The 14,023-nt window shown below is 70.7% G+C and carries 14 protein-coding genes, 1 tRNA gene and 1 riboswitch; of the genes, 10 read left to right on the top strand and 5 right to left on the bottom strand.

The features are described 5' to 3' along the window. The coding region (locus KBA23_RS12400; protein ID WP_290741378.1) for a hypothetical protein at positions 1-258 on the top strand (258 nt) is incomplete at its 5' end. Here the strand turns inward: KBA23_RS12400 and KBA23_RS12405 are convergent. Both KBA23_RS12405 and KBA23_RS12410 read right to left on the bottom strand, forming a co-directional pair. Beyond that, positions 230-1,579, bottom strand: coding sequence for a tyrosine-type recombinase/integrase (locus KBA23_RS12405; protein ID WP_290741380.1), 1,350 nt, complete (start codon positions 1,577-1,579; stop codon positions 230-232). The two genes, KBA23_RS12400 and KBA23_RS12405, sit on opposite strands and share 29 nt — an antisense overlap. Before the next feature lie 158 nt (positions 1,580-1,737). Continuing rightward, positions 1,738-1,812, bottom strand: a tRNA-Asn gene (locus tag KBA23_RS12410). Positions 1,813-1,930: 118 nt separating this feature from the next. Here KBA23_RS12410 and KBA23_RS12415 point away from each other — a divergent pair. The 5 genes from KBA23_RS12415 (at position 1,931) to metH (ending at position 8,987) form a co-directional block, all read left to right on the top strand. Beyond that, complete coding sequence (locus KBA23_RS12415; protein WP_290741382.1) at positions 1,931-2,620, top strand: VWA domain-containing protein; 690 nt, start codon at positions 1,931-1,933, stop codon at positions 2,618-2,620. Further along, positions 2,617-3,294 carry a molecular chaperone DnaJ gene (locus tag KBA23_RS12420; RefSeq protein WP_290741384.1) on the top strand — a complete coding sequence of 226 codons (678 nt, stop codon included), beginning with the start codon at positions 2,617-2,619 and terminating at the stop codon, positions 3,292-3,294. The genes KBA23_RS12415 and KBA23_RS12420 overlap by 4 nt, the downstream gene beginning before the upstream one ends. A gap of 164 nt (positions 3,295-3,458) precedes the next feature. Continuing rightward, positions 3,459-4,316 carry a hypothetical protein gene (locus KBA23_RS12425; RefSeq protein ID WP_290741386.1) on the top strand — a complete coding sequence of 286 codons (858 nt, stop codon included), beginning with the start codon at positions 3,459-3,461 and terminating at the stop codon, positions 4,314-4,316. 207 nt (positions 4,317-4,523) lie between these two features. Beyond that, a riboswitch (cobalamin riboswitch) is annotated at positions 4,524-4,725 on the top strand. 28 nt (positions 4,726-4,753) lie between these two features. After that, positions 4,754-5,083, top strand: a complete 330-nt coding sequence (locus KBA23_RS12430) for a hypothetical protein (protein ID WP_290741388.1) — start codon at positions 4,754-4,756, stop codon at positions 5,081-5,083. A gap of 130 nt (positions 5,084-5,213) precedes the next feature. Beyond that, entirely contained in the window at positions 5,214-8,987 is a 3,774-nt protein-coding gene (gene metH / locus KBA23_RS12435; protein WP_290741390.1) for a methionine synthase, read from the top strand. Between the two features lie 67 nt (positions 8,988-9,054). Here metH and KBA23_RS12440 read toward each other — a convergent pair whose 3' ends face one another. Further along, entirely contained in the window at positions 9,055-9,375 is a 321-nt protein-coding gene (locus KBA23_RS12440) for a DUF6280 family protein (protein ID WP_290741392.1), read from the bottom strand. A gap of 159 nt (positions 9,376-9,534) precedes the next feature. Further along, positions 9,535-10,344, bottom strand: a complete 810-nt coding sequence (locus tag KBA23_RS12445; RefSeq protein ID WP_290741393.1) for a YiiX/YebB-like N1pC/P60 family cysteine hydrolase — start codon at positions 10,342-10,344, stop codon at positions 9,535-9,537. A gap of 137 nt (positions 10,345-10,481) precedes the next feature. Between KBA23_RS12445 and KBA23_RS12450 the strand changes: the two genes are divergently transcribed. From KBA23_RS12450 to KBA23_RS12465, 4 genes are all read left to right on the top strand, one after another. Then, positions 10,482-11,030, top strand: coding sequence for a sigma-70 family RNA polymerase sigma factor (locus KBA23_RS12450; RefSeq protein ID WP_290741395.1), 549 nt, complete (start codon positions 10,482-10,484; stop codon positions 11,028-11,030). Then, a complete protein-coding gene (locus tag KBA23_RS12455; protein WP_290741397.1) occupies positions 11,027-11,665 on the top strand; it encodes a DUF1109 domain-containing protein in 639 nt (212 codons plus the stop codon). Before KBA23_RS12450 ends, KBA23_RS12455 begins: the two co-directional genes overlap by 4 nt. 162 nt (positions 11,666-11,827) lie before the next feature. Then, positions 11,828-12,793 carry an NAD(+) diphosphatase gene (nudC, locus tag KBA23_RS12460; protein ID WP_290741398.1) on the top strand — a complete coding sequence of 322 codons (966 nt, stop codon included), beginning with the start codon at positions 11,828-11,830 and terminating at the stop codon, positions 12,791-12,793. Positions 12,794-12,834: 41 nt separating this feature from the next. After that, positions 12,835-13,185, top strand: a complete 351-nt coding sequence (locus tag KBA23_RS12465; protein ID WP_290741400.1) for an MliC family protein — start codon at positions 12,835-12,837, stop codon at positions 13,183-13,185. 186 nt (positions 13,186-13,371) lie between these two features. On the opposite strand, the gene KBA23_RS12470 is transcribed toward KBA23_RS12465, so the two are convergent. Beyond that, a partial coding sequence (locus KBA23_RS12470) for a prephenate dehydratase domain-containing protein (RefSeq protein ID WP_290741402.1) occupies positions 13,372-14,023 on the bottom strand: 652 nt, incomplete at its 5' end.

The raw sequence follows: 14,023 nt of genomic DNA on the forward strand, positions 1-14,023 counted from the left end.
ATCACCCCCAAGGGGGACGATCGCGCCGCCGGCTCCAGCCTCCGGACGGGCTACGCCCGCCCTCCGGCTGGAGCCGGCGGCCAACCTAGTTGTCGGCGCCGGACACGATGGTTGTCGCTGATCAAGCAGGTTGCCGTCGAACTGTGCCGCCGTCTCGACCTGGAAATGATCTATCGCCACGACGGGCACGAGGTCGAAGGCATCATCGACGCTGACACCAAGGTCTTCGTCAGACGGCGCCTTCAACGCGCCGCATGATCTCGTCCGCGACCTGCTGAACGACTGAACGCAGGTCCGGGGTCACGACGTAGTGCCCATCCGTACCGCCGAGACCTTTGCCCACCTGCGCGCGGCGCTGCGTGTCGCCAATCCCTATCTCGACCGCGACCGTCTGCCACTCCTTGCGGCACTGTTTCGGCGTCCAATGATCCTTGCCCCGCGTGACGTTCGGCAGGGATAGCAGCCGCCCGCCAGTCGGACCCGTGAAGACAAACTCGTGCCGCCCGGTCATTGCCTCAAGGCGGCGAAGCTGCGCGACTGACCACGACGACAAGGCAACCTCCCGGTAATCGGTCGTCTTGGTCATCCCGAACCAGACCTTGCCCGCGTCGAGGTCCACGTTCCCCCATTTCATCGCAAGGACTTCTGTCGGGCGCATCCCGGTCAGGAGCGCAACCTTGAGCGCCGACTTCGGGATGACCGTCATCTTGTCCACCTGCCGCCACCACGCGCGAAGGTCCGAGATGCGTTCGACTTCGTTCTGGGCGCGCAGGGTCTGCCAGCCCTTCGGCAGGCCGATGCCATCGCCTGCGGCGTCAATCACCATCGGGTGCGACGTGACAGGCACTTCCTTCTTCGCCACCGCGTAGTTGAACAGCACCTGGATGGCCATGAAGAACATCTGGGCAGTCCTGCGCCCGCGCGTGCGGTTCAGGTTGCGCCATGTCGTCGCGCAGAGTTCCGGGGTGATGTCCGTGATGGGGCGATCCCACCAGCCTTTCGGCCATTCGAGCGAGGAGGCATAGGGGCCGTCTTTGCCGTAGGTCTCTGCGCCCCCGAGATAGCGCCGCTGCTGGGTGATATGGGTTTCCGCCCGACGTGCCTTCTCCGGGCCTTGCTCCTCAAGGATCGAGGCGCGCTTATACTCCTCATACATCGCCCAGACCTGGCCGACCGTCAGTTCGTCCGCGCGCCGCTTCGCCTTGCCGCGAATGATGCGCCGCGCCATCGGGTCTGACAGGTCTTCGGGACGGGCCTCGCGGATGCCAGCGAGGATGCGCGCATAGGCCTGGTCGTCGTCGGATAGCTGCTTCGCGCGAGGATCGACGCCGCGACGGATTTCCGGCAGGAGCACGTCACGCGCGACGGCGCGCGCCTCGTTCGCCTTCGTCACATCGGCGCGGCCGATCTTCACGCGGATGAACCGGCTCCCATGCTCACCTGCGGCGTAGTAGGTTTTCGTGCGCTGGCCGATGGACAGGTTGAACCCTGCGAGTTCGGTATCATGAACCCACAGCGTCCCGGAGTCCTGATAGGGCAGGCCGTCAACATAGGCCTGCGTGATCTTGGTATGCGGCATGAGCAACCCCTGCGTTTGACCGATTTTTGACCGCTAAGTCAAACGTGTTGTCGGGTCTGCACGGGTGAATGATCAACCACGCGTTTAAGATAGCGCGTTGATTTTATTGGGATCATTCATGATCTTGCCCGCGAGCGTAGCGGTATGGGCAAGATATATGGCTCCGGCGGTAGGGATCGAACCTACGACCAATTGATTAACAGTCAACTGCTCTACCGCTGAGCTACGCCGGATCACCGCGCCGGCCTATAGCAAAGCCGATTCCGGGCGTCCAGCCCACAGGCTTGCAAATCCTTGCAGCTCACTTGCAAACCCGTCGCCGCGTGACGAAGTCTGCCTCGGGAGGACGTGATGGCCGGCAGCGAGATCGATCGACGCGCGCGCCGCAGCGCCGAGGTCGCGGCCTTTCTCGACCGGGCCGGGCGGATGGCGCCGCAGGCGAGCGGCGGGCGGCTGGCGTTCGCGCTCGACGCCACGATGAGCCGCCAGCCGACCTGGGACCTCGCCTGCACGCTTCAGGGCGGAATGTTCGAGGCGGCCCGCCGGGCCGGCGGGCTCGAGGTCCAGCTCGTCTATTTCCGCGGCCTCGGCGAGGCCCGCGCCTCGCCTTGGGTCCGCGACGCGGCGGCGCTCTCGCGGGTGATGTCGGGCATCGACTGCCGCGGCGGGCTGACCCAGATCGGCCGCGTGCTCGATCATGTCGACCGCGCCGCCGCCCGCCGACCCGTCGCGGCGCTCGCCTATGTCGGCGACGCGATGGAGGAGGAGATCGACCGCCTGGCGGAGAAGGCCGGTCGGTTGCGGCTGCGCGGCGTCCGGGCCTTCATGTTCCTGGAAGGGGCGGACCCGGCGGCCCGACGGGCCTTCGGCGAGATCGCCCGCATCACCGGCGGCGCGCTGCTTCCGTTCGACCGCAGCGCCGCGGGGGAGCTTGGCGCGCTCCTCGGCGCCGTGGCGACCTACGCCGCGGGCGGCAGGCCCGCTCTGGAGGCCGCGCGCACCGGAGCGGCGCGTCGGCTCCTCGTCGATCTGCGGCCGTGATCGTCGGGCTGCTCGCCGGATTGGTCGCCGGACTCGTTCTGGCTCTGGCCTACGCGGCGGGTCGGGGGGCGCCGTCGCCGTTCCCGTGGCGCGCCGCGGCGGGCTGGGCGCTCCTCGTCGTCGCGGCCGGCCTGGCGCTGGCGCGGCAGTTCGCGCTGGCCGCCCCCGCGGCGGCGGCGGCCTTCGGCTTCCTGCGCGCGGCGGCGGCGGCCGCGCGCGCGACGCCGACCCCGGGCCAGAGCTCCTCGGTGCGCACCGACGCTCTGGAGATGAGCCTCGACCACGATACCGGCGAGATGGACGGCGAGGTGCTGTCGGGTCCGTTCAGCGGACGCTTCCTGTCGCAGATGACCGGCGCGGAGTTGCAGGAGCTGGCGGAGAGCCTGGAGGACGACGCCGACAGCCTCGGGCTCCTGCTCGCCTACCTCGACCGGCGGCGCGCCGGGTCGGCGGGGGCCCGGGCCGACAGGCGCGCCGAGGCCGGCGCGGCCACGCCGGAAGGCGAGATGACGCGGGCCGAGGCGCTGCGGATCCTCGGCCTCGGGCCGGGCGCGAGTCCCGAGGAAATCCGCGCGGCGCATCGCCGGCTCATGAAGCGCGTCCACCCCGATCTCGGCGGCTCCGACGCGCTCGCCGGGATGATCAACGCCGCGAAGGCCCGGCTGGATCCCTGATTGGGCGGTGGAAGCCGAGCGGCGCCGCCGGCGTCAACGCCTGCCCGCGCCGTCTCCTTCCGGGCGCAGGCACTCCCGTTCCCCCTTCCCGCGAAACCCGTGAAGCGCGGCCGATTGACGGCGGGCGGCAGGGAGGGCAAGGACGACGCAACGGGGAGGTGGGGATGACGGACGCGAGCCCCTACGCCGACTGGGTCGGCCGGGTCGTCGAAGCGGAGGACAGCGTTCCGGCGCAGTCGGCGCGGGCGCTGGCGGCCGCGCTCGACATGGACGCCGCGGCGCGCGCGCAAGCGGAGATCGCTGCGGACGGGCGGCTGCCGCCGCTCTGGCACTGGCTGGCCTTCCTGCCCGAAGCGCCGATGTCCGCGCTCGCTCCCGACGGCCGGGAGGGTCTCGCCGCGCCGCTGCCGCCGGCTGCCCACGGGCGGCGCGTGCTGGCCGGCGGGCGACTGCGGCTGCATGGGGAGCTTCTGATCGGCGAGACCCTGCACCGGCGCTCGGAGATCGTCGCGGTGGCGGCGAACGCCGGCCCCGAGCGCAACGGGATCCTCGTCTCGGTCGCCCACGAGATCTCGACGTCGCGCGGCCTCGCGGTCAGCGAGACCCAGGACATCCTGCTGCTGCCCCGGCCCGGCCGCTTCGCCGCGATCGCGGTCGCCCCGCCGGCCGATGCGGCGTGGTCGGAGGCGCTGGATCTCGACGCCGTGCGCCTCTTCAGGTTCTCCGCCGCGACCTTCGACGCCCAGCGCATCCACTACGACCTCGCCCATGCCAGGGACGCCGGCTATGCGGGCGTCGTGGCGCAGGGCCGGTTGCAGGCGATCCTCGTGCTTGAGGCGGCGCGGCTCCGCCGCGGCGGAGCATGGCCGGCCGCCTTCTACTTCCGCGGACTCCGCCCGCTCGTCGCGGGCGGTCCGGCGCGGATCGTCGCGACGCCCGCGCCCGCAGGCGCCGAGGACGTCTGCACCCTCGACGCCGAGGGCGCCGTCTGCCTCCAGTCGCGGATCACCTGGGAGGTCTGATACGGGCGCCGTCTGAAGGCTTCGGCGTCAAAGGTTTACGGCGGATCCTTCGATGCACGCCTTATGCACGACGCATGCACAACGCATATGCCAAGCAAAAGAGTCGGGATTGAATCGTTAACGCGGGCGCGACGAGGGGACGCGCGTGCTCGAAAGGCGAGCGGCCACAGCGGGACCGATTGCGGTTGCGTCGCACGACGCCGGGCGCGAAAGTGGCCGGGTGACGGTTCCCGCGGCGGCCTCGGGTCGGCGCGGGCGAAGAGGGAAGCCGGTGCAAGTCCGGCGCTGCCCCCGCAACTGTAGGCGGCGAGCGAACCCGAGCATGTCCACTGGTCCGTCAGGGGCCGGGAAGGATCGGGCGAGCCGAGACCCGCAAGCCAGGAGACCTGCCGTCGCGAAACTCGAACCCCGGGCGGGCGTGCCCGGAAGGAGGCGACATGAAACCGACGGCCGCGGCCGCGCCCGACACCGACCTGTGCGACCGAACGCCCGGAGAGCCGGATCGCTCCCTGAGCGCCGGGATGTGCCCGCGTGTCGGGCGCCCCTGCCCCGCGGCGGTCTGCTTCGCGCGACGACTCGCGGCTGCGATCCGGGAAGCGCGGCGCCTGGCGGGGCCCGATTTCCATCTCGACGCGACGGTCCGGCTCGACGGCTGTCCCGCCGGCTGCACCGCCCGGGCCGAGACCCCGGGCGGAAACGTGCGGCTCACATGCGCCTCGGGCGCGACCATCGAGAGCGACATGTCCGCGATGCAATGGCTGATGTGACCCGACGTCCGGCACGTCGCCTCATGACTCCTGGTCATTTGATCCTGAGGAAATGCCATTTCACATCATGCGACTCTGCCTCTATGATCGAGTCTATCCCTGAATGTCTGCTGGAGGTCCGACGCCCGCCATGGCTCATCCGCAAGATTCCCGCGCGACGACGCGCCTCCGCGCGCTGCCCGCGGCTCTGGAGGCGGCCGCGCGCGAACGTGTCCTCGTCCTCGACGGCGCGATGGGGACGCAGATTCAGCTCCTCGGCCTCGACGAGGACGATTTCACCGGCCACGGCGCCTGCGCCTGCCACGGGCATCCGCAGAAGGGCAACAACGACCTCCTGATCCTCACCCAGCCCGGCGCGATCGAGGAAATCCACTACCGCTACGCCCGCGCCGGCGCCGACATCGTCGAGACCAACACCTTCTCGTCGACGTCGATCGCCCAGGCCGACTACGGCATGCAGGACAGGGTCTACGAGCTGAACCTCCAGGGGGCGCGGCTGGTGCGCAAGGCGCTTGACCGCGCCACGGCCGAGGATGGCCGGCCGCGCTGGGTGGCCGGCGCCCTCGGGCCGACGAACCGCACCGCCTCGATCAGCCCGGACGTCAATGATCCGGGCTTTCGCGCCGTCACCTTCGACGACCTGCGCCTCGCCTACGCCGAGCAGCTCCGCGGCCTCGTCGACGGCGGCGCGGACCTGATCCTGATCGAGACCATCTTCGACACCCTCAACGCCAAGGCGGCGATCTTCGCCTGCGAGGAGATCTTCGCCGAGAAGCGCGTGCGCCTGCCGCTGATGATCTCGGGCACCATCACCGACCTCTCCGGCCGGACGCTCTCGGGCCAGACGCCGACCGCCTTCTGGCACTCGGTCCGCCACGCCCGGCCCTTCACCATCGGCCTCAACTGCGCGCTCGGCGCCGACGCCATGCGCGCGCACCTGGCCGAGATCGCCGGCGTCGCCGACACCTTCACCTGCGCCTATCCGAACGCCGGCCTGCCGAACGCCTTCGGCCGGTACGACGAAAGCCCGGAGTTCATGGCCGCCCAGATCGAGGGCTTCGCCCGAGAGGGCCTGCTCAACGTCGTCGGCGGCTGCTGCGGCACCAGCCCGGAGCACATTCGCGCCATCGCCGAGACGGTCGCGGCCTTCCCGCCGCGGCCCGTCCCGGCGATCCCCCCGCGGATGCGGCTCTCCGGCCTCGAGCCCTTCGTCAAGACGCCGGAGATCCCCTTCGTCAACGTCGGCGAGCGGACGAACGTCACCGGCTCGGCGCGGTTCCGCAAGCTCGTCACCAACGCCGACTACGCGGCCGCGCTCGACGTCGCCCGCGATCAGGTGGAGAACGGCGCGCAGATCATCGACGTCAACATGGACGAGGGCCTGATCGACTCGAAGGCCGCGATGGTCGAGTTCCTCAACCTCGTCGCCTCCGAGCCCGACATCGCCCGCGTGCCGGTGATGATCGACAGCTCCAGGTGGGAGGTGATCGAGGCGGGCCTGAAATGCGTGCAGGGCAAGCCCATCGTCAACTCGATCTCGCTCAAGGAGGGCGAGGAGGAGTTCCGGCGACACGCCAATCTCTGCCGCATGTACGGCGCCGCCGTCGTGGTCATGGCGTTCGACGAGGCGGGCCAGGCCGACACGCGGGCGCGCAAGGTCGATATCTGCGCGCGCGCCTATCGCATCCTTGTGGACGAGGTGGGCTTTCCGCCCGAGGACATCGTCTTCGACCCGAACATCTTCGCGGTGGCGACCGGGATCGAGGAGCACGACAACTACGGCGTCGACTTCATCGAGGCGACGCGCGAGATCGTCGCGACGCTGCCGCATGTCCACATCTCCGGCGGCGTCTCCAACCTCAGCTTCAGCTTCCGCGGCAACGAGCCGGTGCGCGAGGCGATGCACGCGGTGTTCCTCTACCACGCCATCGCCGCCGGCATGGACATGGGGATCGTGAACGCGGGCCAGCTCGCTGTTTACGAGAGCATCGAGCCCGAGCTGCGCGCGGCCTGCGAGGACGTGGTGCTGAACCGTCGGCCGGCGGGAGAAGGCACGGCGACCGAGCGGCTTCTCGCCATCGCCGAGCGCTTCAGGGGCGCGGGCGGGGCCGAGAGGCGCGAGCGCGACCTCGCCTGGCGGGAATGGCCGGTCGAGAAGCGCCTCGAGCATGCGCTGGTGAACGGGATCACCGAGTTCATCGACGCGGACACCGAGGAGGCGCGGCTGCGGGCCGAGCGGCCGCTGCACGTCATCGAGGGGCCGCTGATGGCCGGCATGAACGTGGTCGGCGACCTCTTCGGCGCCGGCAAGATGTTCCTGCCGCAGGTGGTGAAGTCCGCCCGCGTGATGAAGCAGGCCGTGGCGCACCTGCTGCCGTTCATGGAGGCCGAGAAGGCCGGCGGCGGCGGGGGCGGCGGGCGTCAGTCCGCCGGGCGCATCCTGATGGCGACGGTGAAGGGCGACGTCCACGATATCGGCAAGAACATCGTCGGCGTCGTTCTCGCCTGCAACAACTACGAGATCATCGACCTCGGGGTCATGGCGTCGGCGACGAAGATCCTCGAGACGGCCAAGGCCGAGAAGGTCGACGCGATCGGCCTGTCCGGGCTGATCACGCCCTCCCTCGACGAGATGGCCCACGTCGCCGCCGAGATGGAGCGCGAGGGATTCGAGGTTCCGCTGCTGATCGGCGGTGCGACGACGAGCCGGGTCCACACCGCAGTGAAGATCCATCCCCGCTACGCCCGCGGCCAGGCGGTCTACGTCACCGACGCGAGCCGCGCCGTCGGCGTCGTGTCGACCCTGCTGTCGCCCGAGCAGAAGGCCCCGTACGTGGCCGAGGTCCGCGCGGAATATGCAAAGCTCGCCGCGGCCCACGAGCGAGGCGAGCGCGAGAAGCGCCGGCTGTCGCTCGCGGCGGCCCGGGCGAACGCTTTCCGCGCCGACTTCGCCGCCTACCCGCCGCACGCCCCGAGCTTCATCGGCACGCGATCCTTCGACGACTGGGACCTCGCCGAGCTCGCGAGCTACTTCGACTGGACGCCGTTCTTCCAGACCTGGGAGCTCAAGGGACGCTTCCCCGCCATCCTCGACGACCCGGCGCAGGGGGACGCGGCGCGGCAGCTCCATGCCGACGCCCAGGCGATGCTGCAACGGATCATCGGCGAGCGCTGGTTCCATCCGCGCGCAGTGGTGGGCTTCTGGCCGGCGAACCGCGTCGACGACGACATCCGCCTCTATGACGACGAGAGCCGGGCGACGGTGCGCGCCACCCTGCACACCCTGCGCCAGCAACTCCCCCGGCGCGACGACCGCCCGAACGCGGCGTTGGCGGATTTCGTGGCGCCCGAGGGAATTGCGGACTGGGTCGGCGGCTTCGTGGTGACGGCCGGACCGCAGGAGATCGCCATCGCCGAGGGTTTCGCCAACGCGCACGACGACTATTCGTCGATTCTCGTCAAGGCGCTCGCGGACCGGTTCGCCGAGGCCTTCGCCGAGCGGATGCACGCGCTGGTCCGCCGCGAGCTCTGGGGCTACGCGCCGCACGAGACCTACACGCCGACCGAACTGATCGCCGAGCCCTATGCGGGCATCAGGCCCGCGCCCGGCTATCCGGCGCAGCCCGACCATACGGAGAAGGCCACCCTGTTCCGGCTGCTCGACGCGACCGCCGCCACGGGCGTTGAGCTTACCGAGAGCTTCGCCATGTGGCCGGGGTCATCGGTTTCCGGCCTCTATCTCTCGCACCCGGAGAGCTACTATTTCGGCGTGGCGAAGATCGAGCGCGACCAGGCCGAGGACTACGCGGCGCGCAAGCGCATGACCGTCGCCGAGGTCGAGCGCTGGCTGGCGCCCGTGCTGAACTACAGCAACGTCGAACCGCGTCCGGTCGCGGCGGAATAGGACCCCTGACGAAAGAAAGCCCTCCCCGAGGGGAGGGCTTTCCAGATCCTGCGACCGGCGAAGGAACTCAGGCGGCTTCGGCCTCGTTGCGGGCGTGCTGCCGCTCGCTCTCCTCGCGGCTCAGGGCCACCGAGGTGCGGACGCCACGGCGGACGAAATCCATCATGCCCTTCACGGTGCGCTCGTTGGGGTCGATGCCGGCGCACATCAGGACCTCGCGGCCGTCGCGCGACCGGGCCCAGCGCGCGATCACGTCGGGGCCGTTGCCGTACTTCTTCTCGTCGGCGATCGCATCGTCCAGCGCCGCCAGAACGACTGCTGCGAACAGCTTCTGCGCACGGGCGCCCTGGTCGTTCGTGAACGCAACCTCATCAACGTAGTCGAACACTCCGCTCGGTCCTTTCCTTGCCCTTCACCATTCTCGTGTCGCGCGCACTATGACGTCAGCGCGACGGTTCCGGGTCTGTCGATTCCACATAGCCGCCATGCGCTGGCCGAATGTGCATGCTTGTCCAGGCTCGTCACATAGTGCCCGAGTGACCACGGATCAATTCCCTTGTGTCCCTTGTGCGCGAGAAGTCACATCCTCGCTCGCGTCCGACCAGTGCAGCCGGCGGTAGTCGAACCCGGCCTTGAGCGTCGGCTTCACGATCTCGAAGTAGGGCGAGATGTCGAAGTCGCGCGGCGCGAACAGGGAATGGTGCCGGATGTGCAGGATTTCGCGGCGCTGGAACTGGGCCGCGGCGTCGTGGCGCAGCTCGCGGGTGATCCGCGGCAGGATCGGATAGCGCACGCGCTCGAACGCCTCTGCGATCAGGGTCGAGCAGATCGCCCGCGTCGGGTCGCCGGCGCCGAGGGCGAGCATCTGCCGCCGCCAGCGAATCGGCACCGGCGGCATCGGCATGAGGAAGCGGGCGAGGTCGGCGACGTTCTTGGCGTCGTAGCTCTTGCCGATGCTCCCGACCATGAAGTCGATCACGCGGGCGCGGTCCTCCTTCGAGAGGTTCTTCGGGCGACAGATGCGCACATGGGCGTGATCGTACTTGCTCAGCGGCGAGGCGATCACGCCCTCGCCGATATTGGCCTCGATGAGGCAGCGCGGATCCTCGCCCCCGTCCCCGAGCGCGTCTCCGACATAGAGCGCGGAATGCGACCAGGTCGACTGCGTGAGATACTTGATTGCGATCGACACGCGGGTCGAGCCCTCGACGAGCAGCACGTCGGCCGGACGCAGCGCGCGCCTGAGCGCCGCGGGGTCGCCGTAGGCATAGGGCCGGAAGCCGGGCGACTGCCGTTCGAGCTTCTCGACGAGATAGCGTCCGACCCGATGCTTGAGGCTGTCGCGCGCCGCCGTCATGTATCCTCCGCTTTCCCCCGTCCTGCACCTACCGGGCGCACGCCCAAGGTGGCGCGCGGCCGCCCGCGGGTCCAGTATCCCCGGCGGGGCTGAAGGCGGCGTAACGTATCCGCCAGCCGCGCCGAATTGGAGACGACATGGGCCGGCACGCCGACCCGCCGCTCGAGGATCTGCTGCGCGCCGCCAATCGCGGCGACGCCCGCGCCTACGGGGCCTTCCTGACGGCGGTGACCCCGATCATCCGCGCCGTGGCGCGGGCGCGCGGGGGCGGCCTCGGCCCGGAGACATGCGAGGACGTGGTGCAGGAGACCCTGCTCGCAATTCACGACAAGCGCCGGACCTGGCGCGAGGACGCGCCGCTCAGGCCGTGGCTGTTCGCGATCGTGCGCCACAAGGTCGTCGACACCTTCCGCGCCCGGGGCGCCCGCGTCCATGTCGACATCGACGACTTCGCCGGGGCGCTCGCGGCCGAGCCGGAGCCCGACCCGACCGAGCGCGCCGACGCCGAGCGGATGATCGCCCGGCTCGATCCGCGCTCCGCCCGGATCGTGCGGGCGATCGGGCTCGACGGCGCGAGCGTTCCCGAGGTGGGGGCCTCGCTCGGGATGAGCGAGGGCGCCGTCCGCGTGGCGCTCCACCGCGCGCTGCGCCGTCTCGCGTCGCTGCGCCGGGAGATGGTCGAATGAGGACCGAGGCCCTCGTCCGCGCGATGGCCGCCGACGCCGGCCCGGTCCGACCGATGTGGCGGGCGCTGCTCGCGGCCGTGCTCGCCGCCACCGTCGCCGCGGGGGGGCTCTTTCTCCTCGCGATCGGCCCGCGACCCGATCTCGGCGCCGCGCTGATGCGGCCCGATCCCGCCCTGAAGCAGCTTTTCGTCGTCGCCTCGGCGCTCGCCGCCTTCGGCGCGAGCCTGCGGCTGGCGCGGCCGGAGGTTGCCGCGCCCGGCGGCTGGGGCTGGGCGCTGCTCGCCGCCCCGGCGCTCGCGGTCGCGGCGTTCTGGGCGACAGCGGCCGGGACGCCGGTCGCGCTCTGGCCGACGCGGGTCGCCGGCCACGGGATCCTGCCCTGCTTCGCCGGCATCGGGGCGATCGGCCTGCCGATCCTCGTCGCGACCCTGGGGGCGCTGCGGCGCGGGGCGCCGGCGCGGCCCGGCCTCGCGGGGGCCGTCGGCGGCCTCCTCGCCGGCTCGGCGGGGGCGTGCGTCTACGCGCTCTACTGCACCGACGACAGCCCGATGTTCTGGGGGGTCTGGTACGCCGTCGCGCTCCTCGCGATGACCGCGACCGGATGGCTGCTCGGCCGCCGCGTCCTGCGCTGGTAGCCGCCTCGAAGCCCGCCGGAGCGAGGCTCGGGCGACGCGAAGCCCGTTGATCCCGGCTCCGACGATGTCGACCTTCGGCATCGGTCTCCTCCTTGCGTGCGGCAGATTGCTCCCGCCGCGGCGCTGCGGCAATGTCGCCGCCCTGTAGGACAGCGAGGCCCCATGAGGAACGCCGAGGCCGTAACCTTCGCCGCCGCCACGCTCGACCGCGCGGCGCACCTGCGCGGCGATCCCGCGATGCAGGCGGCGCTCGCGGCCGACCCGGAGGCGCGCGCGCTGCCGGTCTGGCGCGGCCGGCCGCTGTTCGACGTCTCGGATGGCATGACGCTCGGCTGGGCGTCGACCGCGCACGAGGTGTTCGACGGCGAGCCCGGCGAGACGGTGTTCCTCGGGATGCTCGACGGGCGGCCGCGCTTCGCCCGCGAGCTCGCCGGCTGGGAAGGGCCTCCGGACTTGCCGACCGCGGGCGGCTTTCTGGACGACAGCCGCACCGGCCACCCGGCCCTGCCGCCGCACCTCGTCTTCGCCGACCTGCGCGCGGTGATGGGCGGGCTCGGGGCCGAGGACGCGGGCGTCGCCGCGGCGGCAAAGGGCATTCTCGGCTGGCACGGCACGCACGGCTTCTGCGCCGCCTGCGGGGCGGCGTCCGAAGCCGCCGAGGCCGGCTGGAAGCGCGTCTGCCCCGTCTGCGGCGCCCAGCACTTCCCGCGCACCGACCCGGTGGTGATCATGCTGATCACCCATGGCGAGGACGTGCTGCTCGGCCGCGCCGCCGCCTGGCCGCCCGGCATGTACTCGCTCCTCGCCGGCTTCATGGAGCCCGGCGAGTCGATCGAGGGCGCGGTGCGCCGCGAGGTCTGGGAGGAGGCGGGCGTGCGTGTCGGCGCAGTCGACTACCTCTCCAGCCAGCCCTGGCCCTTCCCGTCCTCGCTGATGCTCGGCTGTCGGGGCCTGGCGCTCACCCGCGAGATCCGCCGCGACCCGGCCGAACTCGAGGACGCGCGCTGGGTCAGTCGCGAGGATGTGCTCGCGGGCCTGACCGGGCAGAACCCCGACATCCGCCCGGCCCGCCGCGGCTCGATCGCCCGCTTCCTGCTCGAACGCTGGCTGGCCGACAACCTGACCTGAACCGCCGCCTTCCCCGCCCAGCCCCCTTCCCGGAGACCGCCATGACCCGCCTCCCCGTCGCCCTTCTCTGCCTGGCCGCCCTGCCCGTTGCCGCGCAGGACCTCCCCTCGGCGCTTTCGATCAACTACGCCTGCGAGGGCGGCGCGGTGATGAAGGTCGCCTACATCAACCCCGAACAGGGCGACAGCCTTGCGGTGGTGGACTGGGCGGGCAAGCTCATCCCGATGCGCCAGGGCGTCTCGGCGTCCGGGGCGCGCTACATCGCATTCGACGAACAGCAGAGCTACCGGTGGTGGACCAAGGGCGACGAGGGCTTCCTCGTCTTCATGGTCGCTGACCACGAGGCGACGGAGGAACCCGTCCTGTCCGGCTGCAAGGCGATCGGGAGCTGAGGTCGCATTGATCGCCCCGGGGACGCGCCAGCGCGTCCCCGGGGCCACTCATACCGGCGAGCCTACCAGTCCACTCGGCGCAACACGGGCTAACACGCGTGATAGCCGGGTAACTATCTGAATACACACGATAAAAGTGCCAAGGGTCAAAAAAGGTCCGCGAGTCGTTCCATGAGCCCGCCGGTATCACTCGCCGACGGGCGCCGACGGGCGGGCGCCGCTGCGGGTGTAGACGCCGAGGACCTGCAAGTGGGTGGTGAAGTAGGCGAGCTCGTCCATCGCGCGGCGGACGCGCGGCTCGTCGGGGTGCCCCTCGATGTCGGCGTAGAACTGCGTCGCGGTGAACAGACCGTCGACCATGTAGCTTTCGAGCTTGGTCATGTTGACGCCGTTCGTCGCGAAGCCGCCCATCGCCTTGTAGAGCGCGGCCGGAATGTTGCGCACCCGGAAGACGAAGGTGGTGAGCGCCCCCGCCGTCGGCGCCGGCCGCGGCTGGGGCGACATGACGAGAAAGCGCGTGGTGTTGTCGGCCCGGTCCTCGATGTGGCGCGCCAGCACCTCGAGCCCGTAGATCTCGCCCGCGAGTTCCGAGGCCAGCGCCGCGAGCGACGGATCATTGGTCTTCGCCACCACGTCGGCCGAGCCGGCCGTGTCGGCCCCTGCCCGCGTCGCGATGCCGTGTCGGCGCACGAAGCCGCGAACCTGCCCGAGCAGCGGCGGCTGGCTCAGCACCGTCTTTACCTGCTCGAGCTTCGTGCCCGGAATGACGAGGAGATTGGGGTGCACCCGCACGCAGTGCTCGCCCATGATTTGCAGTCCCGAGTCCGGCCGCTGGTGG

Origin of the sequence: Amaricoccus sp., assembly GCF_017995835.1 — a bacterium.
GTDB lineage: Bacteria > Pseudomonadota > Alphaproteobacteria > Rhodobacterales > Rhodobacteraceae > Amaricoccus.

Excerpts from the sequence above, each read along its gene's own strand:
- KBA23_RS12405 (WP_290741380.1), bottom strand. The coding sequence starts at position 1,579 with ATGCCGCATACCAAGATCACGCAGGCCTATGTTGACGGCCTGCCCTAT.
- metH (WP_290741390.1), top strand. The coding sequence starts at position 5,214 with ATGGCTCATCCGCAAGATTCCCGCGCGACGACGCGCCTCCGCGCGCTG.
- KBA23_RS12465 (WP_290741400.1), top strand. The coding sequence starts at position 12,835 with ATGACCCGCCTCCCCGTCGCCCTTCTCTGCCTGGCCGCCCTGCCCGTT.
- KBA23_RS12415 (WP_290741382.1), top strand. The coding sequence starts at position 1,931 with ATGGCCGGCAGCGAGATCGATCGACGCGCGCGCCGCAGCGCCGAGGTC.
- KBA23_RS12425 (WP_290741386.1), top strand. The coding sequence starts at position 3,459 with ATGACGGACGCGAGCCCCTACGCCGACTGGGTCGGCCGGGTCGTCGAA.
- KBA23_RS12445 (WP_290741393.1), bottom strand. The coding sequence starts at position 10,344 with ATGACGGCGGCGCGCGACAGCCTCAAGCATCGGGTCGGACGCTATCTC.
- KBA23_RS12430 (WP_290741388.1), top strand. The coding sequence starts at position 4,754 with ATGAAACCGACGGCCGCGGCCGCGCCCGACACCGACCTGTGCGACCGA.
- KBA23_RS12450 (WP_290741395.1), top strand. The coding sequence starts at position 10,482 with ATGGGCCGGCACGCCGACCCGCCGCTCGAGGATCTGCTGCGCGCCGCC.
- nudC (WP_290741398.1), top strand. The coding sequence starts at position 11,828 with ATGAGGAACGCCGAGGCCGTAACCTTCGCCGCCGCCACGCTCGACCGC.
- KBA23_RS12455 (WP_290741397.1), top strand. The coding sequence starts at position 11,027 with ATGAGGACCGAGGCCCTCGTCCGCGCGATGGCCGCCGACGCCGGCCCG.